Source organism: Pseudoduganella sp. jia 9, assembly GCF_055502615.1.
The window spans coordinates 106,459-131,622 of record NZ_JBUPWE010000021.1; the positions used below are offsets into that span (position 1 = coordinate 106,459).

Annotated in this window: 25 protein-coding genes and 1 tRNA gene; 13 read left to right on the plus strand and 13 right to left on the minus strand. The window is 63.3% G+C overall.

Annotated features, from left to right (window positions below; translation table 11 throughout):
- Window positions 1–9 precede the first annotated feature (9 nt).
- From ACY34H_RS25380 to ACY34H_RS25395, 4 genes are all read left to right on the plus strand, one after another.
- Window positions 10–1,044, plus strand: coding sequence for an XdhC family protein (locus tag ACY34H_RS25380; RefSeq protein WP_464980244.1), 1,035 nt, complete (start codon window positions 10–12; stop codon window positions 1,042–1,044).
- A gap of 122 nt (window positions 1,045–1,166) precedes the next feature.
- A complete protein-coding gene (locus ACY34H_RS25385; protein ID WP_464980245.1) occupies window positions 1,167–2,051 on the plus strand; it encodes a DMT family transporter in 885 nt (294 codons plus the stop codon).
- Entirely contained in the window at window positions 2,048–2,950 is a 903-nt protein-coding gene (locus tag ACY34H_RS25390) for a DNA-3-methyladenine glycosylase family protein (protein ID WP_464980246.1), read from the plus strand. Before ACY34H_RS25385 ends, ACY34H_RS25390 begins: the two co-directional genes overlap by 4 nt.
- 106 nt (window positions 2,951–3,056) lie before the next feature.
- Window positions 3,057–4,076, plus strand: a complete 1,020-nt coding sequence (locus ACY34H_RS25395) for a MerR family transcriptional regulator (protein ID WP_464980247.1) — start codon at window positions 3,057–3,059, stop codon at window positions 4,074–4,076.
- 30 nt (window positions 4,077–4,106) lie between these two features.
- Here ACY34H_RS25395 and ACY34H_RS25400 read toward each other — a convergent pair whose 3' ends face one another.
- Both ACY34H_RS25400 and ACY34H_RS25405 read right to left on the minus strand, forming a co-directional pair.
- Window positions 4,107–4,751 carry a hypothetical protein gene (locus ACY34H_RS25400; RefSeq protein WP_464980248.1) on the minus strand — a complete coding sequence of 215 codons (645 nt, stop codon included), beginning with the start codon at window positions 4,749–4,751 and terminating at the stop codon, window positions 4,107–4,109.
- 184 nt (window positions 4,752–4,935) lie between these two features.
- A tRNA-Met gene (locus ACY34H_RS25405) sits at window positions 4,936–5,012 on the minus strand.
- Between the two features lie 173 nt (window positions 5,013–5,185).
- On the opposite strand from ACY34H_RS25405, the gene ACY34H_RS25410 reads away from it, so the two are divergent.
- From ACY34H_RS25410 to ACY34H_RS25435, 6 genes are all read left to right on the plus strand, one after another.
- On the plus strand, window positions 5,186–5,758 hold the full coding sequence (locus tag ACY34H_RS25410; RefSeq protein WP_464980249.1) for an NUDIX hydrolase: 573 nt from the start codon (window positions 5,186–5,188) through the stop codon (window positions 5,756–5,758).
- A complete protein-coding gene (gene aat, locus ACY34H_RS25415) occupies window positions 5,755–6,504 on the plus strand; it encodes a leucyl/phenylalanyl-tRNA--protein transferase (RefSeq protein ID WP_464980250.1) in 750 nt (249 codons plus the stop codon). The genes ACY34H_RS25410 and aat overlap by 4 nt, the downstream gene beginning before the upstream one ends.
- 121 nt (window positions 6,505–6,625) lie before the next feature.
- On the plus strand, window positions 6,626–7,363 hold the full coding sequence (locus ACY34H_RS25420; protein WP_464980251.1) for an arginyltransferase: 738 nt from the start codon (window positions 6,626–6,628) through the stop codon (window positions 7,361–7,363).
- A 94-nt stretch (window positions 7,364–7,457) separates the two neighbouring features.
- Window positions 7,458–8,498 (plus strand): quinone-dependent dihydroorotate dehydrogenase, encoded by a 1,041-nt coding sequence (locus tag ACY34H_RS25425; protein ID WP_464980252.1) that lies wholly within the window; start codon window positions 7,458–7,460, stop codon window positions 8,496–8,498.
- Between the two features lie 12 nt (window positions 8,499–8,510).
- Window positions 8,511–9,557, plus strand: a complete 1,047-nt coding sequence (locus tag ACY34H_RS25430) for an aldo/keto reductase (RefSeq protein WP_464980253.1) — start codon at window positions 8,511–8,513, stop codon at window positions 9,555–9,557.
- A gap of 152 nt (window positions 9,558–9,709) precedes the next feature.
- Window positions 9,710–12,091: a TonB-dependent receptor plug domain-containing protein gene (locus ACY34H_RS25435; RefSeq protein ID WP_464980254.1), complete on the plus strand. Its 2,382-nt coding sequence runs from the start codon at window positions 9,710–9,712 to the stop codon at window positions 12,089–12,091.
- 178 nt (window positions 12,092–12,269) lie between these two features.
- Here the strand turns inward: ACY34H_RS25435 and ACY34H_RS25440 are convergent, their stop codons facing one another.
- From ACY34H_RS25440 to ACY34H_RS25475, 8 genes are all read right to left on the minus strand, one after another.
- Window positions 12,270–13,202: a CysB family HTH-type transcriptional regulator gene (locus tag ACY34H_RS25440; protein ID WP_464980255.1), complete on the minus strand. Its 933-nt coding sequence runs from the start codon at window positions 13,200–13,202 to the stop codon at window positions 12,270–12,272.
- Window positions 13,199–14,272, minus strand: coding sequence for a sulfate/molybdate ABC transporter ATP-binding protein (locus tag ACY34H_RS25445; protein ID WP_464980256.1), 1,074 nt, complete (start codon window positions 14,270–14,272; stop codon window positions 13,199–13,201). Before ACY34H_RS25445 ends, ACY34H_RS25440 begins: the two co-directional genes overlap by 4 nt.
- A gap of 25 nt (window positions 14,273–14,297) precedes the next feature.
- Window positions 14,298–15,173: a sulfate ABC transporter permease subunit CysW gene (cysW, locus tag ACY34H_RS25450; protein WP_464980257.1), complete on the minus strand. Its 876-nt coding sequence runs from the start codon at window positions 15,171–15,173 to the stop codon at window positions 14,298–14,300.
- A gap of 1 nt (window position 15,174) precedes the next feature.
- Complete coding sequence (gene cysT, locus ACY34H_RS25455) at window positions 15,175–16,050, minus strand: sulfate ABC transporter permease subunit CysT (protein ID WP_464980258.1); 876 nt, start codon at window positions 16,048–16,050, stop codon at window positions 15,175–15,177.
- Window positions 16,051–16,240: 190 nt separating this feature from the next.
- Window positions 16,241–16,879 (minus strand): peroxiredoxin, encoded by a 639-nt coding sequence (locus tag ACY34H_RS25460; protein ID WP_464980259.1) that lies wholly within the window; start codon window positions 16,877–16,879, stop codon window positions 16,241–16,243.
- A 25-nt stretch (window positions 16,880–16,904) separates the two neighbouring features.
- Window positions 16,905–17,462 carry an RBBP9/YdeN family alpha/beta hydrolase gene (locus ACY34H_RS25465; protein WP_464980260.1) on the minus strand — a complete coding sequence of 186 codons (558 nt, stop codon included), beginning with the start codon at window positions 17,460–17,462 and terminating at the stop codon, window positions 16,905–16,907.
- A gap of 12 nt (window positions 17,463–17,474) precedes the next feature.
- Window positions 17,475–18,482 carry a sulfate ABC transporter substrate-binding protein gene (locus tag ACY34H_RS25470; RefSeq protein WP_464980261.1) on the minus strand — a complete coding sequence of 336 codons (1,008 nt, stop codon included), beginning with the start codon at window positions 18,480–18,482 and terminating at the stop codon, window positions 17,475–17,477.
- 99 nt (window positions 18,483–18,581) lie between these two features.
- Window positions 18,582–18,968 (minus strand): diacylglycerol kinase, encoded by a 387-nt coding sequence (locus tag ACY34H_RS25475; RefSeq protein ID WP_464980262.1) that lies wholly within the window; start codon window positions 18,966–18,968, stop codon window positions 18,582–18,584.
- Window positions 18,969–19,096: 128 nt separating this feature from the next.
- Between ACY34H_RS25475 and ACY34H_RS25480 the strand changes: the two genes are divergently transcribed.
- Complete coding sequence (locus ACY34H_RS25480; protein ID WP_464980263.1) at window positions 19,097–19,879, plus strand: IclR family transcriptional regulator; 783 nt, start codon at window positions 19,097–19,099, stop codon at window positions 19,877–19,879.
- Here the strand turns inward: ACY34H_RS25480 and ACY34H_RS25485 are convergent.
- From ACY34H_RS25485 to ACY34H_RS25495, 3 genes are all read right to left on the minus strand, one after another.
- Window positions 19,858–21,051, minus strand: a complete 1,194-nt coding sequence (locus ACY34H_RS25485; RefSeq protein ID WP_464980264.1) for a serine hydrolase — start codon at window positions 21,049–21,051, stop codon at window positions 19,858–19,860. The genes ACY34H_RS25480 and ACY34H_RS25485 overlap by 22 nt on opposite strands.
- Window positions 21,052–21,350: 299 nt before the next feature.
- Window positions 21,351–22,055, minus strand: coding sequence for a nitroreductase (locus ACY34H_RS25490; RefSeq protein WP_464980265.1), 705 nt, complete (start codon window positions 22,053–22,055; stop codon window positions 21,351–21,353).
- A 22-nt stretch (window positions 22,056–22,077) separates the two neighbouring features.
- The gene (locus ACY34H_RS25495) at window positions 22,078–22,944 is read right to left on the minus strand and encodes a DMT family transporter (protein ID WP_464980266.1); all 867 of its coding nucleotides are present in this window, start codon (window positions 22,942–22,944) and stop codon (window positions 22,078–22,080) included.
- A 190-nt stretch (window positions 22,945–23,134) separates the two neighbouring features.
- Between ACY34H_RS25495 and ACY34H_RS25500 the strand changes: the two genes are divergently transcribed.
- Together ACY34H_RS25500 and ACY34H_RS25505 are read left to right on the plus strand one after the other, a co-directional pair.
- Window positions 23,135–23,713, plus strand: a complete 579-nt coding sequence (locus ACY34H_RS25500) for a phasin family protein (RefSeq protein WP_464980267.1) — start codon at window positions 23,135–23,137, stop codon at window positions 23,711–23,713.
- A 236-nt stretch (window positions 23,714–23,949) separates the two neighbouring features.
- Window positions 23,950–25,161: an ISL3 family transposase gene (locus ACY34H_RS25505; RefSeq protein WP_464975433.1), complete on the plus strand. Its 1,212-nt coding sequence runs from the start codon at window positions 23,950–23,952 to the stop codon at window positions 25,159–25,161.
- The last annotated feature ends 3 nt before the right edge of the window (window positions 25,162–25,164 follow it).

Sequence of the window (25,164 nt, forward strand, 5' to 3'; positions counted from 1 at the left end):
AGTCCGGCCATGGACAGTATCGATCTCGAAGTACTCAAGACCAGTGCCGCGTGGATCGCGGCCGGACACCGCTGCGAACTCGTCACCGTGATCCGCACGTGGGGCTCGAGCCCGCGCCCGGTCGGCGCCACGCTCGCCATCTGCGACGACGGCCGCGTCGTCGGTTCCGTTTCCGGCGGCTGCATCGAGGATGACCTGATCGACCGCGTGCGGCGCGAAGGCATCACCCGCGAACTGCCGGAAATCGTCAGCTACGGCATCACCGCCGACGAAGCGCACCGCTTCGGACTGCCGTGCGGCGGCACCATCGAACTGGCCCTCGAACCGCTGTCGGCGGCAAGCCGCATCGCCGAGCTGCTCGACCGGCTGGAACAGCACCAGCTGGTGGAGCGGCGCCTCGACCTGCGCACCGGCGCCGTGCGGCTCGACCGGGCCGTCGCCGGCAACGTGCTGACCCGTACGGACGACGCACTGATCACCCAGCATGGCCCGCGCTGGCGGCTGCTGATCATCGGCGCCGGGCAACTGTCGCGCTTCGTCGCGCAGATCGCCACCGCGATGGATTACCACGTCACCGTCTGCGACCCGCGCGAGGAATACCGCGCCGGCTGGACACTGCCCGACGTGCGCCTGGTACACGCGATGCCGGACGACCTGGTCATCGACATGCAGCTGGACCGGCGCAGCGCCGTGATCGCGCTGACCCACGACCCGAAGCTGGACGACCTGGCCTTGATGGAAGCACTGAAATCCGAAGCGTTCTACGTCGGCGCGATCGGCTCGCGCGCCAACAACGCGAAACGGCGCGAGCGGCTGCTGCAGTTCGACCTGACCGAAGCGCAACTGCAACGGCTGCATGGGCCGGTTGGCCTGTACATCGGCAGCAAGACGCCATCCGAGATCGCCATTTCGATCCTGGCCGAGATGACGGCGGTGAAGAACGGCGTGCCGTCGTCGCTGCAGGTCAACCACGCCGCTGCGCTCGAAGCGCCGGGCAGCAACGCCTGCGCCGCCGGATTCGACAGCAAGATCCAGGCAGCTTAGCGCCGCAGCAGCGGCGACAATCGATGCCTGCCGCAGCAGCGGCGACAATCGATGCCTGCCGTCGCAGCGGCGACAATCGATGCCTGCCGCCTGCCCGGCGCCGAATAATAACGACAAATACCATGTCCACCGCCAACCTGCTCCGCCTGATCTTCCTCGCCGCCATCTGGGGCGGTTCGTTCCTGTTCATGCGCATCGCCGCTCCCGTGCTGGGGCCGGCGGTGCTGATCGAATACCGCGTGGTGTTCGCCGCAGTGTTCCTGGCGGCAATCGCGCTGCTGATGAAAAAGCCGCTGCACTGGAAACGGCACTGGAAGCACTACCTCATCCTCGGCTTTTTCAATTCGGCGCTGCCGTTCCTGCTGTTCGCGTGGTCGGCACGCACCTTGTCGGCCTCCGTGCTCGCCGTGCTGAATGCCACGGCGCCGATGTGGGGCGCGCTGATCGGCGCGGTGTGGCAGCGGCAGATGGTGAGCCTGCGCGTGCTGCTGGGGATCGTGCTCGGCACCGCCGGCGTGGCGCTGCTGGTCGGCTTCGACCACGTCAGTTCGCGCGAGGGGGCCGGGCTGGCGATCGCCGCGGCGCTGTTCGCTTCGTTCAATTACGGCATCGCCAGCACGTACGCCAAGGCGGCGCCGGCCGTGGAACCGTTTGCCAATGCGCACGGCAGCATGTGGACGGCGGCGCTGCTGGTGCTGCCCTCGCTGCTGTTCTTCCCCGCACCCGGCGAGCCGAGCGCCGGCATCATGGCCGCTGCCGTCGCGCTGGGCGTGCTGTGCAGCGGCGTTGCCTACCTGCTGTATTACGGGCTGATCCGGGATGTGGGCGCCACGTCGGCACTGACCGTCACCTTCATCAGCCCGCTGTTCGGCATCCTGTGGGGTGCGCTGTTCCTGCAGGAGGTCGTGGGCTGGTACACGGTGGCCGGTGCCGCCATCGTCATCGCCGGCACGGTGCTCGTCACCGGCTACCGGCCGAACTTCGGCGCCAGGGCGAAGCCGGCATGAACCTGCGGCGCTCGATTCCGCTGCCGCCTGGCTACCGCCTGGCGGATGTGCTGGCGTTTCACCGCCGCGACACCGAAAACACCGCCGAGGTTGTGGGACCGGCATCGCTGTCCAAGGGCGTGATGCTGGACGGCTTGCCCGTCGTGCTGGCCGTCGAGTTCACCCCTTCCGCGGCCGCCTGCACCGTGCAGGTCGATGGCGCAGTCTCCGCCGCGCTGGAACGGCTGATCGACACCGCCCTGCCCGGTATCCTCGGCTTGCGCATCGACCCGGATCCCTTCTGCGCCCTGGCCGCCGACGATCCCCTGCTCGGCGCACTCGTGCGGCGCCAGCCAGGCCTGCGGATCGTGCAGTCAGCCACCGTGTTCGAAGCGCTGACGTGGGCCATCATCGGCCAGCAGATCAACCTGCCGTTCGCGATCGCGCTGCGCCGCACCTTCATCATGCTGGCCGGGCGGCGCCATTCCAGCGGCCTGTGGTGCTATCCCGAGGCTGCCGATGCGGCCCGTATCGCGCCCGCCGATCTGACGTCCCGCAAATTTTCCCGCTCGAAGGCCGACACGCTGCTCCGCTTCGCCGGCCTGGTGGCCAGCGGCGAACTCGATCTGGAACCGGGGCCGGTCAACACCATCGAGCAGATCGGCCAGCGCCTGCTGGCCATCAAGGGCATCGGTCCATGGACGGTCAACTACGGCCTGCTGCGCGGCTATGGCCATGCCGACTGTTCGCTGCATGGCGACGTGGCGATCCGCGCCGCCCTGCAGCGGCTGCTCGGCGAAACGCAAAAGCCGGAGATCCTTCGCACCGAGCAAATCTTGCAACAATACCGGCCGCACCGTACGATGGCGGCGGCTCACCTGTGGGCCAGCCTGGTCCCGCCCGACGACAAGAGCGCCTGACCGCGCTCCGGCACGCATGAATAGTTCGGTCAGCTCCTGACCGGTCAGCTCTTGACCCTCACGCAACGTCAGGCTTCACGATGGCCTTACCGAAGAGGAGCTGACGATGCTGAAGATTGGACAACTGGCGAAACACGCGGGCCTGACGGTTCGTGCCCTGCACCATTACGACGACATCGGGCTGCTCCGCCCTTCGGTCCGTACCGATGCCGGCTACCGGCTGTATCACCGAGATGACGTTGCTCGCCTGCAGCAGATCCAGGCGCTGCGCCAGCTCGGCATGCCCTTGGCCGACATCGGACACTTCCTCGCCCATTCCGGTACTTCTCCATTGGCCATCGTCGAACGCCAATTGGCCGCGCTGCAAAAGCAGATCGACGAAGCAGCCCGCATGCATGCGCATTTAACGGCGCTGCACGCAAGGCTGGCGCGGGGCGAACAACCGGAATTGGCCGAATGGCTGACCACACTGGAGCAGATGATAATGTACGAAAAATATTTTTCAAAGGAAGAACTGGCGAACCTGCGCATGGTCCACGACGATGCGTGCCGCGCCGAATGGGCAGCAATGGTTACCGAGGTTGGAAATGCCATGGCGGCGAAAACATTGCCGGTCAGTCTTGAAGCCAAACAATTGGGGCTGCGCTGGATCACGATGCTCGACCGCGATACCGGCGGCGATGCCTCGCTGATTGCCCGGCTCGATTCAATGCACATTAACGAGCCGGAATTACAGGAGAGTACCGGTATCAGTGCGGCGATGCGCGATTATATTGCCGAGATAATGGGGGAAATAAAGCTGGACGCATGGGCGAAATACCTGCTCCCGGCGGAAGTGGAACGCATGCGCCGCCACCAGCGTTCCCGTGGCAAGGAATGGCATCCCTTGTTCGAATCGATCCGTACCCAGCTCCAGGCCGATCCGGAAGGCGATACGCCGGAATCGGCAGCGGTGGCGCGGCAAAAGCACGCATTATTCCAGGACATGGTCGGTGATAACCCCGACACGATCGACCGGTTCCGTACGGCCCTGGAGAAAGAACCCATCCTTCGCGTTGGCCGCGGCATCACGGACGAGATGATCGCCTGGCTGCACAAGGTCGCCTCACGCCAGAAAGCAGCATGACCAAGCCAGTTTGAAGCATGAACCGCGCGTTCAGCGCCCCATGCTGCGCGGGCAGTCGGCCATCTTCGGCTGCCCGGTCCCTTCCGTCAGCTTGTCAGGGTAGTACAGGCAGTACGTGCCAAACGCAGTCTTGACCTGGTAAATAGGCTTGCGTGCACCCGGCGGGCTGAATTCCTCGATGCGTGCCGCCTCATACCATTTCAATGGCACAGCCAGTTTGGCTTCGGTGAACGCTTTCGTCATCACCACTTCAAGCGAATCCCGCGATGGGCCATACGCCTGCATTTCCCGATCCGTGCGGGTCTCCCGATCAGCCTTTCCGGCCTGCCTTACCAGGCTGTCGATATTGATCTGCGTATTTTCAGCGAATGGGTCGGCTGGAGCGGCGGGCGGCGGCGGCTTGAGCGCTGGTGGAGATTCAACCGGAACACGTTCGGAGGCAACGATGGTTTTGCCAGGCCCGATAGTTGCAGCCATACTGCGCGGCGGTTCGGTTTTTCTTGCCGCCGGCTTCGGAGGGGGCGGGACAATAACGAATAATTGTGAATAGCGCGGAGCCACGGCTTTCTCCGGGCCTGCGCGTTCGAGCAGAAGGAGATACAGAAGAACAGCGTGCAAGACCAGCACCAGGGCGAAGCCTGACAGAGAATAACTGCGGGGTATCACTACCATCATGCCAGCCACCTCTATTTACTAAATAGAAATTGTACAGAGTGGGCAATGGGAAGGCGTGTGCTGAAACGGAAAATTACAACGATGACTGCATTGCAAGTCGGCGCACGCGATTACTTGAATGACGATACGGACCGTCAATGCAAAAAGCCGTCATCGCTTTGGCAATGACGGCTTTTCTGGATTCTGGTTGCGGGGACAGGATTTGAACCTGTGACCTTCGGGTTATGAGCCCGACGAGCTGCCAGACTGCTCCACCCCGCGTCTGATGAAATGAATTATACGGGCTTTCGCTGATTTAGGCAATATTTATCCTCGTTTTACGCATGATAGACCGGCTATATACGCCAGCCGCGATGCCGGCAGCGCCGCGCCGCGGGTACAAGCAGGCGGGCAAACAGTGTAAAGTAGGCAAACGACAACCGACCCCGAACTGTATGAAATTCTGTTCCGAATGTGCTCACCCGGTCGAGCTGATGGTCCCGGCCGGCGACAACCGCCCCCGCTACGTCTGCCCGCAATGTGCGACGATCCACTACCAGAACCCGAAGATGGTGATTGGTACCATCCCCGTATGGGAACGCGACGGCGAGCTGCGGGTGTTGCTGTGCCGGCGCGCCATCGAGCCGCGCTACGGCTACTGGACGCTGCCTGCCGGTTTCATGGAGAACAACGAGACCACCGCCGATGCGGCGCAGCGCGAAACGGAGGAGGAAGCGGGCGCCAACATCGAGCTCGGCAAGCTGTTCACGCTGCTCAATGTGAAGCACGTGCACCAGGTGCACATGTTCTATCTCGCCACGCTGCGCGATCTCGACTTCGCGCCCGGCGAGGAAAGCCTCGATGTACAGATGTTCACGGAAAGCGAGATCCCGTGGGACGACCTGGCCTTCCCCACCATCCGCACCACGCTGGAGTGCTTCTTTGCCGACCGGGCGAAAGTACTGGAAGGCGGCAACTACGGTTTTCACTCGCAGGACATCACGCGCCCGATGCGCGGCGACTCATGATCCCCTGGCTCGGCGCCCACACTCCGTTCCCCGATGTATCCGAAGCGCTGACCACCGAGGCGCCCGGTTTGCTGGCTGCCGGCGGCGACCTGTCGCCCGAGCGGCTGCTGGCGGCTTACCAGCGCGGCATCTTCCCGTGGTTCTCGGAAGGCCAGCCTATCCTGTGGTGGAGCACCGATCCGCGCATGGTGCTGCATACGGCCGAGTTCAGGATCTCGGACAGCCTGGCGAAAAAACTGAAGAAGGTGGAAAAGAGCAGCCGCACGGACGGGCGCTGGCAGGTCCGCTTCGACAGCGCGTTCGAGCAGGTGATGCGCGCCTGCGCGGCGCCGCGGCGCGACGGCCCCGGCACCTGGATCTCCGACGACATCATCCGCGGCTATACGGGCCTGCACGGCCTGGGCTTTGCCCATTCTTCCGAAGTCTGGCTCGATGGCGAGCTGGTGGGTGGCGCCTACGGCGTATCGATCGGGCAGATGTTCTACGGCGAATCGATGTTCGCACGCGTGCCCGATGCCTCCAAGATCGCGCTGGCCTACCTCGTGCATTTCCTGGCACTGCATGGAGTACGGATGATCGACTGCCAGCAGGAGACGGGGCACCTGGCTTCGCTGGGTGCCCGGCCCATTGCGCGGACCGCCTTTCTCGATCACCTGAAACAGGCCATCGCCAGGCCCAGGATCCGCGACTGGCGGCCGATACCGCCGCTGGTCGCCGGCAGCCAGGGACAGCAAGCGGGGCAGTAAGCGGGGCAGTAACCCGGGCGCCCAATGGGCCGGCCACCGGGAGTTGGTGTGCCTGCGCACACAGTGTCGTTCGTGAACGCGCTATGATACGAACAACCGCCATTCCCCCGACAGGTTCTGCATGACGCAGCTGAACGACCTTCCCTTTGCCGCGCTCCAGTTCTACACCACCGCGCCCTACCCCTGCAGCTACCTGGAAACGCGCCAGGCCCGCTCCCAGGTCGCCACGCCGTCGCACCTGATCAATGCGGACGTGTATTCCGAACTGGTGCGCAATGGTTTCCGGCGCAGCGGCATCTTTACCTACCGACCATATTGCGATGGTTGCCAGGCCTGCATACCCGTGCGCGTGGTGGCCGGCGAATTCGCGGCCACGCGTGGCCAGCGCCGCGCCTGGGCCCGCCACAGCGACCTGCGCACCGGCGTGGCCACGCTGTCATTCTCGGACGAGCACTACGCGCTGTACCTGCGTTACCAGAGCACGCGCCACGCCGGCGGCGGCATGGACCAGGACAGCCGCGACCAGTATGCGCAGTTCCTGCTGCAAAGCCGCGTCAACACGCGCCTGGTGGAATTCCGCGAGCCGGACGGCACGCTGCGCATGGTATCGATCATCGACGTGCTGTCCGACGGCCTGTCCTCCGTGTACACCTTCTTCGACCCGGATGTGGCGGGCGCCTCGTTCGGCACCTATAACGTGCTGTGGCAGATCCAGCAGGCGCGCGAACTGGGCCTGCCCTATGTATACCTGGGCTACTGGATCGAGGAAAGCCCCAAGATGAGCTACAAGATCAAGTTCCAGCCGCTGGAAGCGCGCCGCAAGGGCGTGTGGGCGGTGATGCCGCGCGTTGCCGAGTAAAGGGCCGCCGCGCGGCGGCAGCGCCGTTTACTTGTAGAATACCGGGCAATCCGCAATCCACTTCCAGATTGCATCTCACCGCTAGATTGCCCTCATGTCCGACAAATTCCTGTATTCCCTCGCGCGTCCGGCGCTGTTTTCGATGGACGCCGAATCCGCGCACCATTTCACCCTCGACAACCTGAAGCGCCTGTCCCGGCTCGGCCTGATGCGCACCATCGTGCAACAGCCGAAAGCCGACCCGCGCACGGTCATGGGCCTGCTGTTCAAGAACCCGGTGGGCCTGGCCGCCGGCCTGGACAAGGATGGCGCCTACATCGACGCGCTGGCCGACCTGGGCTTCGGTTCGATCGAAGTGGGCACCGTGACCCCGCGCGCCCAGCCCGGCAACCCGAAGCCGCGCATGTTCCGCCTGCCGGCCGCGCATGGCATCATCAACCGCATGGGCTTCAACAACGGCGGCGTGGATGCGTTCGTGGCGAACGTGCAATCGTCGCGCTTCTACCAGGACAAGGAAGGCGTACTGGGCCTGAACATCGGCAAGAATGCCGATACGCCGATCGAACGCGCCGCCGACGATTACCTGCACTGCCTGCAGAAGGTCTACCCATATGCCAGCTATGTGACGGTGAACATCTCGTCGCCGAACACCAAAAACCTGCGCCAGTTGCAGGGCGGCTCCGAACTCGATGGCCTGCTGGCGCAGCTGAAGGATGCGCAAGGGCGCCTGGCCGACCAGCACAAGCGCTACGTGCCGCTGGCCTTGAAGATCGCGCCGGACATGGACGAGGAACAGGTGAAGAACATCGCCGACGCGCTGGTGCGCCATCACATCGACGGCGTGATCGCGACGAATACCACGCTGTCGCGCAGTGCCGTGGAAGGCATGCAGCACGGCGCCGAAGCCGGCGGCCTGTCCGGCGCGCCCGTGTTCGAGCTGTCGAACCGCGTGATCCGCCTGCTGAAGGCGGAACTGGGTGGTGCGCTGCCGATCATCGGCGTTGGCGGCATCATGCGCGGCGCCGATGCAAAGGCCAAGATCGACGCCGGCGCCCAACTCGTGCAGTTGTACAGCGGCCTGATCTACGCGGGCCCGGCCCTCGTGCGCGATTGCGCGGACGCCATGCGCAAGTAGAAAGGGAGAACAATGGACAAGATCAAACTGGGACGCACCGACACCGACGTCACGAAAATCTGCCTCGGCACGATGACATGGGGCCGCCAGAACACCGAAGCCGACGCGCACGCGCAGCTCGACTACGCGATCGAACGCGGCATCGACTTCATCGACACGGCCGAGATGTACCCGGTGCAGCCGAGCGCCGAAACGCAGGGGCTGACGGAGCGCTACATCGGCACCTGGCTGAAGAAGAGCGGCAAGCGCGCCGACATCGTGCTGGCCACCAAGGCGGCCGGCCCGAATCCGGGCATCCACTGGTTGCGCGGCGGGCAGCAGAATTTCGATGAGAAGAACCTGCGCTCCGCCGTGGAGACCAGCCTGCAGCGGCTGCAGACCGATTACATCGACCTGTACCAGCTGCACTGGCCGAGCCGTAACGTGCCGGTCTTCGGCGCCACCGCGTTCGATCCGAAGAACGAACGCCCGTCGGTGGCGATCGAGGAGACGCTGGCCGCGCTGGGCAAGCTGGTCGACGAGGGCAAGATCCGCCACATCGGCGTGTCGAACGAATCGAGCTGGGGCGTTTCCGAATTCATCAAGCAATCCGAGATGAAGGGCCTGCCCCGTATCGCCACGATCCAGAACCTGTACAACCTGACCGCGCGCCACTACGAGACCAGCTTCCTGGACGAGACGTGCTTCCGAGAAGACGTGACGCTGCTGGCCTACAGCCCGCTGGCGTTCGGCCAGCTGACGGCGAAGTACCACGACGACCCGAAGGCGCACGGCCGCCTGACGATCTTCCCGCCAACGTGGAGCCCGCGCTACCTGCGCCCCGCCGTGCTGGCCGCCGTGGCGCAGTACACCCGGCTGGCGCGCGACAACGGCCTGACGCCCACGCAGTTGGCGCTGGCGTGGTGTTATTCGCGCTGGTTCGTGGGCTCCACCATCATCGGTGCCACCACGCTGGCGCAGCTGCAGGAAAACATCGACGCCTACACGGTGAAACTGCCGCAGCACGTGCTGGAAGGGATCGACGCGATCCACGCCGGCATCACGAATCCGGGGCAATAAGCGCACGAGCCAGTAACCGGAACCGGTGGCGAAACCACCGGCCCTGCTTCCTGGCTTATGCAACTGAGGCATAAGCAAACCGCATCTCAGTCGTTCGTGTCATGAGGTCTGGCGATTAACATAGTGTGATCACCAACTCACAACAACAAACGATGAGCACTCGTCTCCGCAAATCCCCCCTCGCCCTGTCGATCATCGCCGCCGCCGTGGCGGCCACCGTTGCCCCGGCCAGCGCGCAGCAGCCACAAGCTCCCGCCGAAGAATTGCAGACTGTCGTCGTGACCGGCACGTATGCGAAGAACCGCCGCACTGCCGACTCCGAGTCGCCGATCGACATCATCGGCGCGAAGGAACTGCAGGCCACCGGCTCGACCGAACTGGCCACCGTGCTGTCGCGCCTGCTGCCGTCGATGAACTTCCCGCGCCCTTCGGGCGCCGACGCGTCCGATGCGGTGCGCCCCGCGCAGCTGCGCGGGCTGGCACCGGACCAGACGCTGGTGCTGGTGAACGGCAAACGCCGCCACGCGTCGGCCGTCGTCAACGTCAATGGCACCGCCGGCCGCGGGTCGGCGCCCGTGGACCTGAACGCGATCCCGCTGGCCGCGATCGACCACATCGAGGTGCTGCGCGACGGCGCTTCGGCGCAATACGGCTCCGATGCGATCGCCGGCGTCGTCAACATCATCCTGAAGAAGGGCCCGAACGGCGGCGACGTGGAGCTCGGCATTGGCGGCTACGACAAGGGCGACGGCGAACAGGTGTCGCTGAAGGCGTCGGCCGGCTTCGCGCTGGGCGACAGGGGCTGGCTGCGCCTTGCCGCCGAAGGCGCCAACCGCAATCCAACCAACCGCGCCGGTGCCGACAGCCGCAATCCCGCCGAGCCGCTGTATGGCCAGGTCACGCAGCGCTATGGCGATTCGGATACGCAGCCGCGCAACGTGTTCTTCAATTCCCAGTACCAGCTGGGCGAGACCACCGATTTCTATGCATTCGGCCAGTACGGCGAGCGCGACAGCGAGGCGGCCGCCACATGGCGCACCGCGCTCAATGGCGGCGTCCAGCGCACCCCGCTGTTCCCGCAAGGCTTCCTGCCGCTGCAGAACAGCACGTCGACCGATTCGTCGCTGGTGGCCGGCGTGCGCGGCGAGCTGGGCGCATGGCGCTGGGATGCCAGCCTGGACTGGGGCCGCAACCGCTTCTCGCTCGACATCGACAATACCGTCAACCAGGACCTGGGCGCCGGCAGCCCCACCCACTTCCACCTCGGCAAGCTGACCAATACGCAGTCGGTCGCCAACCTGGACCTGGCCCGCGAGATTCCGGTGGCGGTGTTTTCCGGCCCGCTGACGGTGGCCACCGGCCTGGAAATCCGCCATGAGGATTACCAGATCGACGACGGCGACGCCGCCTCGTACACCGGCTCCGGTTCGCAGGGCTTCTCGGGCTTCCGCCCCGTCAACGCAGGCAAGAACAGCCGCAGCAACCAGTCCGCCTATGTGAACCTGGAAGCGCAGGTGACGCCGAAGCTGTCCGGCGCGCTGGCCGCCCGTTATGAACACTACACGGACTTCGGCAGCACCACCTCGGCCAAGGCTTCCGCGCGCTACGCGTTCAACGACCAGGTCTCGGTGCGCGGCACCGCATCGACGGGCTTCCGCGCGCCATCGCTGGCGCAGCAGTTCTATACGATCACGACGACCAATTTCGCCGTCGTCAACGGCATCAATACGCCAATCGAAACGGGCACCTTCGCCGTCGGCAGCAGCGCCGCGCAGGCACTGGGCGCCACGCCGCTGAAGGCCGAAAAAGCCCGCAACTACGGCATCGGCGTGCAGTGGGCACCGACGCGCAGCTTCAACACGACGCTCGACGTGTACCGCATCTTCGTCGACGACCGCATTGCCCTGTCGGCCAACATGACGCTGCCGCAAGCGCTGCGCAACACGCTGGCGAACCAGGGCGTGCAGGTGGGCGCCGGCCGCTATTTCACCAATGCGATCGACACGAAGACGACGGGCGTGGACCTGGTCAGCACCTACCGCTGGAACCTGGCGAACCGAGACCGGATCGATTTCACGGCCGCCTACAACCACAACAAGACGACCGTCGAGAACGTGGCCGCCAACCCGGCCATCCTCACCGCCAACAACCTGCTGCTGGTCGACCGCCAGACGGTGCAGCGCAATACGGTCGGTTCGCCGAAGGACAAGTTCAGCCTCGGCGCCGACTACACCGCGCAGGCATGGAGCGCCCGCGCGCTGGCCACGCAGTACGGCAAGTTCACCGTCCCGCAAAACAACGCGGCGCTGGACCAGGAATACGGCCGGCAATGGGTGCTGGACGTTTCCGCCACCGTGCGCCTGGCCACCCACTGGCGCATCACCGCCGGCGTCGACAACCTGACCGACAGCTACCCGGACAAGACCACCAGCGCCGGCAACCTGAATACCAGCGGCATCTACCCGTACTCGAACTTCTCGCCGGCCGGCTTCAATGGCCGCTTCTACTATGCGAAGGTGGGGTACAGCTGGTAAGCGCCGGCTGGCTCCAATGGAAAATCCCGCTCGTGCAGCGGGATTTTTTTTGCCGAAGCAAGCACTGACTGAAAAATGTAGCGGTGCGGCGATCCGCCCGTCCCCATTTTTCAGGCAATAAAAAATCCCGGACTATGCCGGGATCATTCCTTCAACCTGCTGTTCGAACCTGTCGCCATCACGCAGCCTCGCCTCCCAGCAGCGCGGTCTCGATATCGCCCCGCTTCAGCTCCGGCGCGAACTGCGATATGAACTCATACGCATACTGCCGCAGGTAGGCGCCGCGCCGCACGGCCAGCCGCGTGGTGTTGGGTGCGAACAGGTGCGACGCCTCGATCGCGCGCAGGCCCTTGTCGCGGCCGTGGTCGAATGCCATCGATGCCACGAGGCCCACGCCAAGGCCCAGCGAGACGTACTGCTTGATGACATCAGAATCCATCGCGGTCAGCACGATGTCGGGGCGCACGCCTACCTTGTCGAACGCATCGTCGATGTGGCCGCGGCCCGTGAAGCCGACGTCGTACGTAATCAGCTGGAACTCGGCCAGGTCTTCGAGCCGCACCGGCGTGCGCGTCAGCAGCGGGTGATCGTCCGGCACCACGATCAGGTGGCTCCAGCGATAGCATGGGAACGACACCAGGTCGGGGAACTGCGACAGGCCTTCGGTAGCGATGCCGATGTCGGCCTTGCCGGACAATACCCACTCGGCGATATGCTCGGGTGAGCTCTGCTGCAGCGCGATGCGCACGTCCGGAAACGCGGCGCGGAAGTGCGAGACGGCGCGCGGCAGAGCATAGCGTGCCTGCGTGTGCGTGGCGGCCACCGTCAGCGTACCGGTGCTCTGCCCCTTGTATTCCATGCTGGCGTGCTGCAGGTTCTCGGCCTCGATCAGCAGGCGGTCGATGATCTTCAGGATGCCCTTGCCCGGCTCGGTCAGGCCCGTCAGCCGCTTGCCGTTGCGCTCGAAGATGACGACGCCCAGCTCGTCCTCGAGTTCGCGGATCTGGCGGCTCACGCCCGGCTGCGACGTGAACAGCGCATTGGCCACTTCGGTCAGGTTGTAGTTGCGGCGTGCCGCCTCGCGGATGGAACGCAACTGCTGGAAGTTCATATGGAAGCTCCTTCATCGACGAACACGCGCAGGCGCTTCGGCCGCACCACGAGGGTCTCGCCCTCCTTGAGTCCCAGGTTCTGGAACCGCTCATTGGAAATCGTTGCCTCGATCAGTTGCGCATTGTCGCTGCGCTCAAGGTCCAGCTGGGCCAGCGGGCCGATCGCGTGCGCGCGGCGCAGCTTGACGACGATGCCTTCCGCGCCGGCTGCGTAGCGGTCCACTTCCATCTCGTGCGGCCGCACATAGGCGGTGCCCTTGCCGTCGCGCACGCGGCTATGATCCGGCACGTCGAGCTGCACGCCTTCGCTGGCCAGCACGCCTTCATGCACGCGGCCGTGGAACACGTTCACATTGCCCAGGAAGCCGTACACGAACGGCGAGGCGGGATGGTTATAGACGTCGTCCGGCGTGCCGATCTGTTCCACGGTGCCCTTGTTCATCAACACCACCTGGTCGGCCACTTCCAGCGCTTCTTCCTGGTCATGCGTGACGAAGATCGACGACACGTGCAGGTCGTCGTGCAGGCGGCGCAGCCAGCGGCGCAGTTCCTTGCGCACTTTCGCATCCAGCGCGCCGAACGGTTCGTCCAGCAGCAGCACGCGCGGCTCCACGGCCAGCGCGCGCGCCAGGGCGATACGCTGGCGCTGGCCGCCGGAGAGCTGCGGCGGATAGCGGTCGGCCAGCCAGTCCAGCTGCACCAGCTCGAGAAGATCCTTGACCTTCCTGCGGATCTGGTCTTCCGACGGCCGCTCGCTGCGCGATTTCACGCGCAGGCCGAAGGCCACGTTCTCGAACACCGTCATGTGCTTGAACAGCGCATAGTGCTGGAACACGAAGCCCACCTGGCGCTCGCGCACATGGCGGTCGGACGCATCCTGGCCGTCCAGCAGAACCTGGCCGGAGTCGGGGTGTTCGAGGCCGGCGATGCAGCGCAGCAGCGTGGTCTTGCCACAGCCCGAAGGGCCCAGCAGCGCGGTCAGTTCGCCGGCCGGGAAGTCCAGCGACACGTTGTTCAGCGCCACGAAGTCGCCGAAGCGCTTGTTGATGTTCTTGACTGCGATGGTCATGTCTTGCTCCAGCTTGTATTGGCCATTAGTTGTCGTTGTCGTCGGCGTTGCGCGATTCGTGCAGGCGCCATTCGATGAAGGATTTCAGCGCCAGCGTCACCAGTGCCAGCAATGCCAGCAGCGAAGCGACGGCGAAGGCTGCGACGAAGTTGTATTCGTTGTAGAGGATCTCGACCTGCAGCGGCATCGTGTTGGTCTCGCCGCGGATGTGGCCGGAGACGACGGACACCGCGCCGAACTCGCCCATCGCGCGGGCGTTACACAGGATCACGCCATACAGCAGGCCCCACTTGATGTTGGGGAGCGTCACGCGGAAGAAGGTCTGCCAGCCGGAGGCGCCCAGCACCACGGCCGCTTCCTCTTCCTCGCTGCCCTGTGCCTGCATCAGCGGGATCAACTCGCGCGCCACGAACGGGAACGTGATGAAGATCGTCGCGATCACGATGCCGGGCACGGCGAACAGGATCTTGATGTCGTGCTCGGCCAGCCACGGGCCGAACCAGCCCTGGGCGCCGAACAGCAGCACGTAGATCAGGCCGGAGATCACCGGCGAGACGGAGAATGGCAGGTCGATCAGCGTCAGCAGCAGGCTCTTGCCGCGGAATTCGAATTTGGCGATCGCCCACGAGGCGGCCACGCCGAACACCAGGTTCAGCGGCACCGCGATGGCGGCCGTGATCAGCGTCAGCTTGATGGCGGCGATCGCATCGTCCTCGCGGATCGATTCGAGGTAGACGTCTAGGCCCTTCTTCAGCGCCTCGACGAATACGGCGATCAGCGGCACGAACAGGAACAGCGTGAGGAACGCCAGCGCCACGGTGACCAGCGCATAGCGCACCCAGCGTGGTTCCAGCACTTCGGATACGGACGGCAGCTCGCCGCGTTGGGAAGTTCCACTCATATTATTTTCCCGACTTTCCGCGGGCCCAGGCCTGCAACAGGTTAATGCCCAGCAGCATGATGAACGACGTGATCAGCATGACGACGGCGATCGCCGTGGCGCCCGCGTAATCGTATTGTTCCAGCTTGGTAATGATGAACAGCGGCGTGATCTCGGAAACCATCGGCATGTTCCCGGCGATGAAGATCACGGAACCGTATTCGCCGGTGGCGCGTGCGAATGCCAGCGCGAAGCCGGTCATCAGCGACGGCAGCACGGTCGGGAACACTACCTTGGTGAACGTCTGCCAGGACGAGGCGCCCAGCGACGCCGCCGCTTCTTCGATCTCGCGTTCGGCATCTTCCAGCACCGGCTGCACCGTGCGCACCACGAACGGCAGGCCGATGAAGGTGAGCGCCAGCACCACGCCCAGCGGCGTGAAGGCGACCTTGATACCCAGCGTGCCTTCGACGAACTGGCCGATCCAGCCGTTCGACGAATACAGCGCCGTCAGCGTGATGCCGGCCACCGCGGTGGGCAGCGCGAACGGCAGGTCGACCAGCGCATCGACGAAACGCTTGCCGGGGAAACGGTAGCGCACCAGCACCCACGCCACGATGAAACCGAACACGGCATTGATGGCGGCGCCGATCAGCGAGGCGCCGAAAGTCAGGCGGTAGGAAGCCATCACGCGCTCGGACGTGACGGCGGCCCAGAAGCCCTCCCACGTCATGGTAAACGTCTTGAGGAACAGCGCGGACAGCGGAATCAGGACGATCAGCGTCAGGTAGAAGATCGTGAAGCCCAGCGACAGCTTAAAGCCCGGCATCACCCGGTACGGCGCCCGCTTCCTTGCTTCGAACGGCACCGGTTGCGTAACCGGCAGTACTGCAGACATGGTGGCCCCTCTTATTACATTTTCGGATATTGAGGGCGAAGTCTCGCATCTGGGGGTTATAAACCAAACTAACCTTTTGTCATTTGCTTAGATGCAGGAGCTGATATGGCGCAACCATGCGGGCTGGCGGGGCGGTTTTTGGCAACAAAAAACCCGGGCGAGCCCGGGTTTGTCGTGGTGCGGTTGCCGCTTACTTGTTCGGTTGCGGCGTCAGGCGCAGGTATGGTTTCGGGGCGGTGAAGCCTTTCGGGTACTTTTGCTTGATCACTTCCGGATCCTGCACGGTCAGCGGGATGATGACGTCGTCGCCATCCTTCCAGTTGCCCGGCGTGGCCACGGTGTGCTTGTCGGTCAGCTGCAGGGCGTCGATGACGCGCAGGATCTCGTCGAAGTTGCGGCCGGTGCTCATCGGGTAGGTGAGCTGCAGGCGGATCTTCTTTGCCGGGTCGATGAGGAACACCGAGCGCACGGTGGCGGTAGCCGACTGTTCCGGATGGATCATGTCGTACAGCGTGGCCACTTTCTTGTCGGCGTCGGCAATGATCGGGAAGCCGACCACGGTTTTCTGGGTTTCCTCGATATCCTTGATCCATTCCTTGTGAGCATCGGCGGGATCGACGGACAGCGCGATCGCCTTGACGTTGCGCTGGTCGAACTCGGGCTTCAGCTTGGCGGTCAGGCCCAGTTCCGTGGTGCAGACGGGCGTGAAGTCGGCCGGGTGCGAGAACAGCACCACCCAGGAATCGCCCGCCCATTCGTGGAACTTGAGGCGGCCGATGGAAGAATCCTGCTCGAAGTCAGGTGCGGTATCGCCGAGGCGTAACGTCATGGAAATCTCCAGTAATAGACAAAGATCAATATTGTAATGGCTTCACATTCTGCGCCCGTTCAACCAGTAATTGCAACTGCTGCTGGCCGAAATGCCAGTCGCCAAGGTCCGTCTCGGCGTTGATGTGGCCGAGCGCGCCGGCATCGATCCACGTGCTGCCCCAGCGCCGTGCCCATTGCCGGGCCCGTTCGAGCGGCATCCACGGATCGTTCGTACTGGCGATCATGATGCTGGGAACGGGCAGCGGTCGGTGCGGCAGCAGCGCGGCGACGCCGAACTTGTCCGGGTCGGCCGGCGCCACCAGCAGCAGGCCGGCAATGCCGGCCGGTGCGGCAGCCACGCTGTGCACCGAAGCCAGGCAGCCGAAACTGTGTGCGACGATCAGCGTGGGCCGGGAATCGCGCCGGCGGACGTCATCCACCCGCGCACTCCAGATCGGCAGGACGGGATCGCTCCAGTCGTCCTGGCGCACCCGCTCGAAAGCGGGATACTGGCGCTGCCAGCGGCTCTGCCAGTGCTCCGGGCCGCTGTCGTGCAGGCCCGGCGCCACCAGCACGCGGAATCGCGAAAAACTGCCCGGCATGCGCCCTCCTGCTTATTTCTGGTAGATCTGGTCGAACACGCCGCCGTCGGCGAAGTGCGTTTTCTGCGCCTTGGCCCAATCGCCGGCCACGTCGCCGATCGTGAACAGTTTCACGGCCGGGAATTGCGCAGCGTACTTCCTGGCTTCCTTTTCCACCGTCGGGCGGTAGTAGTTCTTGGCGATCAGTTCCTGCGCCGCGTCGCTGTACAGGAAGTTCAGGTAGGCCTCGGCCACCTTGCGGGTGCCGCGCTTGTCGACCACCTTGTCGACGACGGCAACCGGCGGCTCTGCCAGGATCGACACGGATGGTGCGACGATCTCGAACTTGTCCGGGCCCAGTTCCTTGATCGCCAGCAGCGCTTCGTTTTCCCAGGCCAGCAGCACGTCGCCAATGCCGCGCTCGACAAAGGTGGTGGTGGCGCCGCGCGCGCCCGAGTCCAGCACCGGCACGTTCTTGTACAGCTTTTTCAGGTAGTCGCGCGCGGTAGCGTCGCTGCCGCCCGGCTGGCGCAGCGCGTAGCCGTAGGCGGCCAGGTGGTTCCAGCGTGCGCCGCCGGAAGTCTTGGGGTTCGGCGTGATCACCGCGATGCCCGGCTTGACCAGGTCGCCCCAGTCCTTGATGCCTTTCGGGTTGCCTTTGCGGACCAGGAACACGATGGTCGAGCTGTAAGGCGTGGAATTCTTGGCCAGGCGCTTCTGCCATTGCTTGTTGACGATGCCCTTCTCGGCAATCGCATCGATGTCGTAGGCCAGCGCCAGCGTGACGACGTCGGCCTGCAGGCCGTCAATGACGGAGCGGCCCTGCTTGCCTGAGCCGCCGTGCGATTGCTTGACCTTCACGTCGTCGCCCGTTTTTGCCTTCCACTCCTTGGCGAAGGCGGCATTGACGTCCTGGTACAGCTCCCGCGTCGGATCGTACGATACATTCAGCAGGGTGATGTCGGCCGCGTGTGCGGTCAGCGATACGGCGAGGGTCGTGACGACTGCGGCGGCCAGCGTGGAAAGTTTTTTGGACAGCATCTGATTCCCCTATTTGTTGGAGGTTGCAGATTAGCTGCTGAGCTTATGAAAGAGAACTAAGTTTTCGTCCCTTCCTTATACCAAAACCTTATAAAGGACTCACCAGAATCGGTTGAACAGCACCACGCCCCAGGTTGCCGCCGCCAGCAGGCAAGCCAGCAGCACGGCGGCGCTGCCGAAGTCCTTGGCATTTTTCGACAATGGATGGCGCTCGAGCGAAATACGGTCGACCACGGCTTCGATCGCCGAATTGATCAGCTCGACGATCAATACCAGCATGAGCACGCCGATCAGCACCAGTTTCTGGAAGGCGGAAACGGGCAGCAGCAGCGCAACGATACCGGCAACGACAAACACGACCAGCTCTTGCCGGAACGCGTGCTCATGGCGCCACGCCGCCTTCAGGCCGTCGAGCGAGTAAAAGAAAGCCGACTGGATGCGCTTCAGGCCGCTCCGGCTCTTGAATTCGCTGACGGGCTGGGTCATTGGGGTGATGAAGGTAAAAAGGTGCGCCATTATAGTCACCCTGCAACGCTACAAGGCCCTGCAATTCCCATTATTTTCACATCATGGTATAAAGATGTGGACACATACTGCACTGCACCAACCACATCATGAAAATCGAATCCGTTCCAGAACAAAAAACGACCATCCAGGTCATCGAACGCATGGTGGGCCTGCTCGACGCGCTGGCCAAGTACCCGGACCCGGTAAGCCTGAAGGAATTGTCCAGGGTTTCGGGGCTGCACCCTTCGACGGCACACCGGATCCTGAACGACCTGGTACTGACGCGCTTCGTCGACCGCATCGAACCGGGTACCTATCGCCTCGGCATGCGCCTGCTGGAATTGGGCAATGTCGTCAAGAGCCGGCTATCGGTACGCGAGGCAGCGCTGGACTTCATGCGTGCACTGCACAAGAAGACCCAGCAGACAATCAACCTGTCGGTGCGGCAAGGCGACGAGATTGTCTACATCGACCGCGCCTTCTCCGAGCGTTCCGGCATGCAGGTAGTGCGCGCGATCGGCGGTCGCGGACCGCTGCACCTGACATCGACAGGCAAGCTGTTCCTGTCGGTGGACGAACCAAAGGCGATTCGCGCCTATGCAACCCGCACCGGGCTGGCAGGACATAACAAGAATTCGATCACGGACCTGGGGAAGCTGGAACGCGAGCTGTCGCTGGTGCGCTCGCGCGGCTATGCGCGCGATAACGAGGAACTGGAACTGGGCGTGCGCTGCATGGCCGCCGGCATTCGCGATGACAGCGGCAAGCTGGTGGCCGGCCTGTCGATCTCGGCGCCGGCCGACCGCCTGCAGGAGGATTGGCTGGAAGACCTGGTGATTACCGCCAACCAGATTTCCGCCACGCTGGGTTACATGCCCGCCGCGGACTGAGTCATCGCGGCAGCGCCGGCACCGAATGCGCTGCCGGCGCTGAGGGTGCTGCCGGCGTCGAGGGCACTGCCTGCGCCGATGGTGCTGCCGGAGCCCACGGTGTCGGCGAACGGCGCCGGCTTCAGGGCGGTCAGCCATTTCTTCATGCGCATCGCGTCGGCAACGCGTGCCGCCGTACCCTTTGCATCGAGCAGGACCATGATGACGGAGCGGCCTTCGATGACTGCCTGCATCATCACGCAGCGCCCCGCTTCGTTGATGAAACCGGTTTTTTGCAGGCCGATCTGCCAGCCGGACGTCGGCACGACGAGCCCGTTCGTGGTGCCGAACTGCACCGGGCGGCCGTTGCGTTCGATCATGGCCTTGGCGTCGGTGGAAAACTCGCGCAGGATCGGGTGTTCGTAGGCGGCCATGGCCAGCTTGGCCAGGTCGCGCGCGCTGGCCACATTCTGTTTCGACAGGCCGGTGGAATCGGCGTAACGCGTATCCGTCATGCCCAGCCCCTGGGCCTTGGCATTCATTGCCGCCACGAAGGCAGGCAGGCCGCCCGGGTAGTTGCGGCCCAGCGCGGAAGCAGCGCGGTTTTCCGAACTCATCAGGGCAATGTGGAGCATGTTACGGCGCGTCAGCCGGTCGCCCACCTTCAGGCGCGAGCTGGAAAACTTGGCGCGGTCCACATCGTCGTCGGTCACGGTCAGCACTTCATCCATGTCCTGGTTCGCCTCGACGACCACGAGTCCCGTCATCATCTTGGTGATGGAGGCGATCGGCAATGCCACGCCGGCATTCTTTTCAAACAGCACTTCGGCATTGGCCTGGTCGACGACCAGCGCCACATTCGATTTCAGGTCGAGCGGATCGCGCGTGAGGTTCAGGCCGGCCATGTCGCCCATCGTCGGGCGCGCCACCACTGCCGGAACAACAGCCGCCACCCGCGCGCGCTGGTACACCACCTTTTTCTTGCCGCGCACGGTAATCACGCGGCGCACCATCTTGCCACGCGGCTCGGCCGCAGCCTGGCGGCGCGCGCCGGCGCGCTTGACCGTTTTTTTCTTCTTGGCGGAAGCTTTCTTCACCACCGTTTTCTTGACGCCATCCGCCGCCTGCACCACTGTGACCGGCACCGAAATGCACAAGGCGGAAATCAAGGCGGCAACGATTACTTTGTACATGAGATATCCCCGAGTCCAGCAGCAGAACGGCACATTGAAGGCTTCAATGACCGCGTCAATGAACGATACGTTGCAGTGTAGCAAAACACTGATCGCACACAACAGAATTTCACATTGTCGAGCTCAAAAATTGAGCGCTTCGGTAGCGCAATCACAATCCTGATGCGGTCTCACAACAGACCATTCGCAGACCATTCGCAGACCATTCGCAGAACGTTGCCTGTCGAACAATCCGGTGATTAGTCCGGCAAAACGCTCTCGCCAGGCATCAGCCAGCCATCTGTCGGAGAAGCGCCCTGTCAGTCGATGCGGTCGATGAACCTGGCAAACCGTTCCACCGGTTCGCGTTCGGTTACCAGCGAATTCTCGATCCTGGACGGATCGGCAAGGCCGAGCGCCATACCGCAGACCACCATTTCATTGTCCGGCAATGTCAGCTGTTGTGCAATGATCGAATGGAATTGTGTGAAGGCGGCCTGCGGGCAGGTGTCCAGGCCGCGCGCCCTGGCCGCGATCATGATGCCCTGTAAAAACATGCCATAGTCGAGCCACGAGCCCTGCTCCATGATCCGGTCGATCGTGAAGATCAGCCCCACCGGCGCGTCGAAGAAATTGAAATTGCGGGCGTGCTGGGCGGCCATACCGTCCTTGTTGTCGCGTGTCAGCCCCAGCAGCGCATACAGGTCCCAGCCCACCTTGCGGCGCCGGTCGATGTACGGCGATTTCCATTCACGCGGGTAATACGCATACTCTTCCCGGTGGCGCCGGTTCTGCTCCGGGTCCCGGTAGGCGTCGGTAATGCGGGCGCACAGCGCATCGCGTGCGGCGCCGGTCAGTACATACACCTTCCATGGCTGCGTATTGGTGCCGGATGGCGCCCGGCTGGCCACCTCGAGGATTGCCGCGATGTCCGCCTGCGCAACCGGCGTGGGAAGAAAGGCGCGGATCGACCGGCGCGACGTAATGGCGGCGTCGACCGCCTGCTGTTCGGGACTGGAGATCATGCCTTTCCTTCCATGTGGACCATCATTTCCGGACGACGAAAAACACGCCGGTGACAGCCAGCGCCATGCCGGCCACGCCAAGCGGGCTGAACGCCTCGCCGAACATCAGCCATGCCATCAGCGCGGTTGTCGGCGGCGTCAGGTACAGCAGGCTGGTAACCCGCGTCGCATCGCTGCGCCGGATCAGCGCGAACAGCAGGAAGATCGCACCGATCGACAGGCCCAGCACCGACCACAGCAACGCGCCAACGAACTGCGGAGTCCACTCGACGCCGGGCAGGGCCGGTGTCAGTCCTTCAACCAGCAGGGCAAATGGCAGCGTTGCAATGAAGCACGCCGAGAACTGGATCGCCGTGCCGGTGCGCAAGTCGAATTGCGGACACCAGTGCTTCTGGTACAGCGTGCCGGCCGTTATCGACACCAGGGCGCCCAAGCACAGTACGATGGCTTGCCACGACAGGCCCGTCAATGTGATTTTCGCATAGACCACCAGCGCTACGCCGCCCAGGCCGAACAGCAGTCCGAGCCACTGGCGCCGCGTGACACGTTCGCCGATCAGCGGGGCCGCGAACGCGGTCAGGACAGGCTGCATGCCGACGATCAATGCCGACAAGCCGGCCGGCATGCCCAGCTTGATGGCACACCACACACCGGCCAGGTAGCCGCCATGCAGCAGCAAGCCCGATACCGCGATATGCCCGGCCTTGCCTTTGGGCCAGGGCGCCTTCAGCAGCCAGACCAGCGGCGCCAGCACGGCAACGGCACAGGCATAGCGCAATAAAAGGAAAGTAAGTGGCGGTGCATACGGCAGGCCGAACTTGGCCACGATGAACCCCGTGCTCCACAGGAAAACAAAAAACAGGGGGACTGGCGAGAGGAACGGCGACATCCGCGCAGTCTAGCATGGCCGTGTTAACGCGGCCTTGTTGATATAAGTGACCAATCCGTTCTCTTGTGCAACGCACAAATTTCGCTTGACTTAATTGTGAGCAGCCGTAAAATTGGGCATGTTGCGTTGCACAATAGCTGTCCTAGACCACAGCAAGCTTTCATCAACGATTTTATTTCTGGAGAACTACATGTTTTCGATTCCTGAGCAATTTTCCAATGCGACCAAGGCGAATTTCGAAAGCCAATTCGCGATTTTCTCCTCCCTGACGAACAAGACGTTCGAAGGCGTTGAAAAGCTCGTCGACCTGAACCTGACCGCCGCCAAAGCTTCTCTGGAAGATTCCTCCGCCGCAGCGAAGCAGTTGCTGTCCGCCAAGGATCCGCAGGAGTTCTTCTCGCTGAGCGCCGCCCAGGCGCAGCCGAGTGCCGAGAAAGCCATCGCCTACAGCCGCCACCTGGCATCGATCGCCCAGAGCACCGCTTCCGAATTCTCGAAAGCCATTGAAGCGCAGATCCTGGAAACGAACCGCAAGATCATTTCGCTGGTCGACGAAGTCAGCAAGAATGCACCGGCCGGCAGCGAAAACGCCGTGGCCCTGTTCAAGTCCGCGCTGGGCAATGCCAACGCCGGCTACGAGCAGCTCACCCGCACCGCGAAGCAGGCTGCCGAAGCCTACGAAGCCAACGTGAACGCCGCCGTGAGCCAGTTCACCGCCGCCGTCAAGTCCGCTCCGACCGCCGCCAACTCGGCCGCAGCTGCCGCGTAATACCTGCGCCGGCGATGCCGGCGCATTGAAAGCATCGCTGTATCAGGTCTCCTCGGCATCCGTGGATCCTCTCAGCGGATGTCCTTCGCATGCCCCGACTTGTTCGGGGCTTTTTTTAGGTTCTTCGCGGGGAATGGGGGAAGACGGGATTGACGATCTGAGCAGGAAGTGGTGGCGGGGGTCTGAAGTTGGTAGATTGATAGTCGCCAAACAAGTCAATCTTTCAAACCACCGCCATGCTCAATGCTATGTCGTCTCTCCCGTTTTGGGAAGGCCATATTCTCGACTCCGTCCAAGAACAGAAAGACGGTTCCCTGCTGATCGTTCTCGAACCCTGTCCGACAAGTGATGCTTTGTGTGGGTCGTGCCGCCAGCCTTGCGCCTTGGTGCATGAGCGCCGAAGACGCAAGGTGCGCGACCGCGATATTCTGGACAAACGCGTCTGGCTTGATGTGCCAGTGCGGCGACTGGACTGCCATCACTGTAATGCACGGGTTGCCGAGCACATTGTCTGGCTTGACCGGCGTTCACGCATTACGCATCGTGTGCGCCTGTGGGTCGAGGCGCTGGCGCAACTGCTTCCGATAGCACATGTGGCCCGGCTGACCGGCCTACACTGGCATACCGTCAAAGAGATCGATCATCGGCGCTTGAAGCACTTGCATGCTGACTTCTCAGCAGAGGGTGTACGGCGCCTGGTGATGGACGAATTCGCCCTGCACAAGGGACACCGCTATGCCACTGTCGCGCTCGATGCTGAACGGATGCGCGTATTGTGGGTTGGAGAAGGCAATAGCCGGGAAGCGATCCGGCCATTTTTCGAGATGCTGGGACCGGAAGGCTGCCAGCGGATTGAAGCCGTGGCGATGGACATGAACACGGCTATGGATCTCGAAGTGCGCCAGCAATGCCCCAATGCCGAGGTGGTCTACGACCTATTTCATGTCGTGGCCCGTTTTGGCCGCGAAGTCGTTGACCGGGTACGGGTCGATCAAGCCAATGCACTACGTGCAGAGCCAAAAGCCCGTCAGGTCATCAAGCGCAGCCGATGGCTTTTGCTGCGTAATCGCGACAATCTCAAAACCGACCAGGCGATCAAACTTGACGAACTGCTCGCCGCCAACCAGCCCTTGGCAACGGTCTACCTGCTCAAGACCGAACTGAAAGAGATCTGGTATGCGCCATCGGCCTGGGAAGGTGCTCGTCGATGGAAAACCTGGCTCAAGCTCGCCCTGGAAAGCCAGATCGCACCGCTGATCCAGTTCGCTAAACGCTTGGCCAAATACCGGCGCGGTATCTTGGCTTCGGCCATCTATCCGATGAACTCATCCATCCTGGAAGGCGTCAACAATCGCATCAAAGTGATCAAACGCATGGCTTACGGATTCCGGGACGCATCCTACTTCTTCTTGAAAATCAAGAATGCGTTCCCCGGCAAAGTGCGATGAACC

Coding starts and splice junctions, on each gene's coding strand:
- cysT (WP_464980258.1), bottom strand. CDS start 16,050: ATGTCTGCAGTACTGCCGGTTACGCAACCGGTGCCGTTCGAAGCAAGG.
- ACY34H_RS25460 (WP_464980259.1), bottom strand. CDS start 16,879: ATGACGTTACGCCTCGGCGATACCGCACCTGACTTCGAGCAGGATTCT.
- cysW (WP_464980257.1), bottom strand. CDS start 15,173: ATGAGTGGAACTTCCCAACGCGGCGAGCTGCCGTCCGTATCCGAAGTG.
- ACY34H_RS25485 (WP_464980264.1), bottom strand. CDS start 21,051: ATGTACAAAGTAATCGTTGCCGCCTTGATTTCCGCCTTGTGCATTTCG.
- ACY34H_RS25410 (WP_464980249.1), top strand. CDS start 5,186: ATGAAATTCTGTTCCGAATGTGCTCACCCGGTCGAGCTGATGGTCCCG.
- ACY34H_RS25500 (WP_464980267.1), top strand. CDS start 23,135: ATGTTTTCGATTCCTGAGCAATTTTCCAATGCGACCAAGGCGAATTTC.
- ACY34H_RS25475 (WP_464980262.1), bottom strand. CDS start 18,968: ATGACCCAGCCCGTCAGCGAATTCAAGAGCCGGAGCGGCCTGAAGCGC.
- aat (WP_464980250.1), top strand. CDS start 5,755: ATGATCCCCTGGCTCGGCGCCCACACTCCGTTCCCCGATGTATCCGAA.
- ACY34H_RS25430 (WP_464980253.1), top strand. CDS start 8,511: ATGGACAAGATCAAACTGGGACGCACCGACACCGACGTCACGAAAATC.
- ACY34H_RS25440 (WP_464980255.1), bottom strand. CDS start 13,202: ATGAACTTCCAGCAGTTGCGTTCCATCCGCGAGGCGGCACGCCGCAAC.
- ACY34H_RS25395 (WP_464980247.1), top strand. CDS start 3,057: ATGCTGAAGATTGGACAACTGGCGAAACACGCGGGCCTGACGGTTCGT.
- ACY34H_RS25385 (WP_464980245.1), top strand. CDS start 1,167: ATGTCCACCGCCAACCTGCTCCGCCTGATCTTCCTCGCCGCCATCTGG.
- ACY34H_RS25435 (WP_464980254.1), top strand. CDS start 9,710: ATGAGCACTCGTCTCCGCAAATCCCCCCTCGCCCTGTCGATCATCGCC.
- ACY34H_RS25400 (WP_464980248.1), bottom strand. CDS start 4,751: ATGATGGTAGTGATACCCCGCAGTTATTCTCTGTCAGGCTTCGCCCTG.
- ACY34H_RS25490 (WP_464980265.1), bottom strand. CDS start 22,055: ATGATCTCCAGTCCCGAACAGCAGGCGGTCGACGCCGCCATTACGTCG.
- ACY34H_RS25390 (WP_464980246.1), top strand. CDS start 2,048: ATGAACCTGCGGCGCTCGATTCCGCTGCCGCCTGGCTACCGCCTGGCG.
- ACY34H_RS25445 (WP_464980256.1), bottom strand. CDS start 14,272: ATGACCATCGCAGTCAAGAACATCAACAAGCGCTTCGGCGACTTCGTG.
- ACY34H_RS25480 (WP_464980263.1), top strand. CDS start 19,097: ATGAAAATCGAATCCGTTCCAGAACAAAAAACGACCATCCAGGTCATC.
- ACY34H_RS25505 (WP_464975433.1), top strand. CDS start 23,950: ATGCTCAATGCTATGTCGTCTCTCCCGTTTTGGGAAGGCCATATTCTC.
- ACY34H_RS25470 (WP_464980261.1), bottom strand. CDS start 18,482: ATGCTGTCCAAAAAACTTTCCACGCTGGCCGCCGCAGTCGTCACGACC.
- ACY34H_RS25465 (WP_464980260.1), bottom strand. CDS start 17,462: ATGCCGGGCAGTTTTTCGCGATTCCGCGTGCTGGTGGCGCCGGGCCTG.
- ACY34H_RS25495 (WP_464980266.1), bottom strand. CDS start 22,944: ATGTCGCCGTTCCTCTCGCCAGTCCCCCTGTTTTTTGTTTTCCTGTGG.
- ACY34H_RS25425 (WP_464980252.1), top strand. CDS start 7,458: ATGTCCGACAAATTCCTGTATTCCCTCGCGCGTCCGGCGCTGTTTTCG.
- ACY34H_RS25380 (WP_464980244.1), top strand. CDS start 10: ATGGACAGTATCGATCTCGAAGTACTCAAGACCAGTGCCGCGTGGATC.
- ACY34H_RS25420 (WP_464980251.1), top strand. CDS start 6,626: ATGACGCAGCTGAACGACCTTCCCTTTGCCGCGCTCCAGTTCTACACC.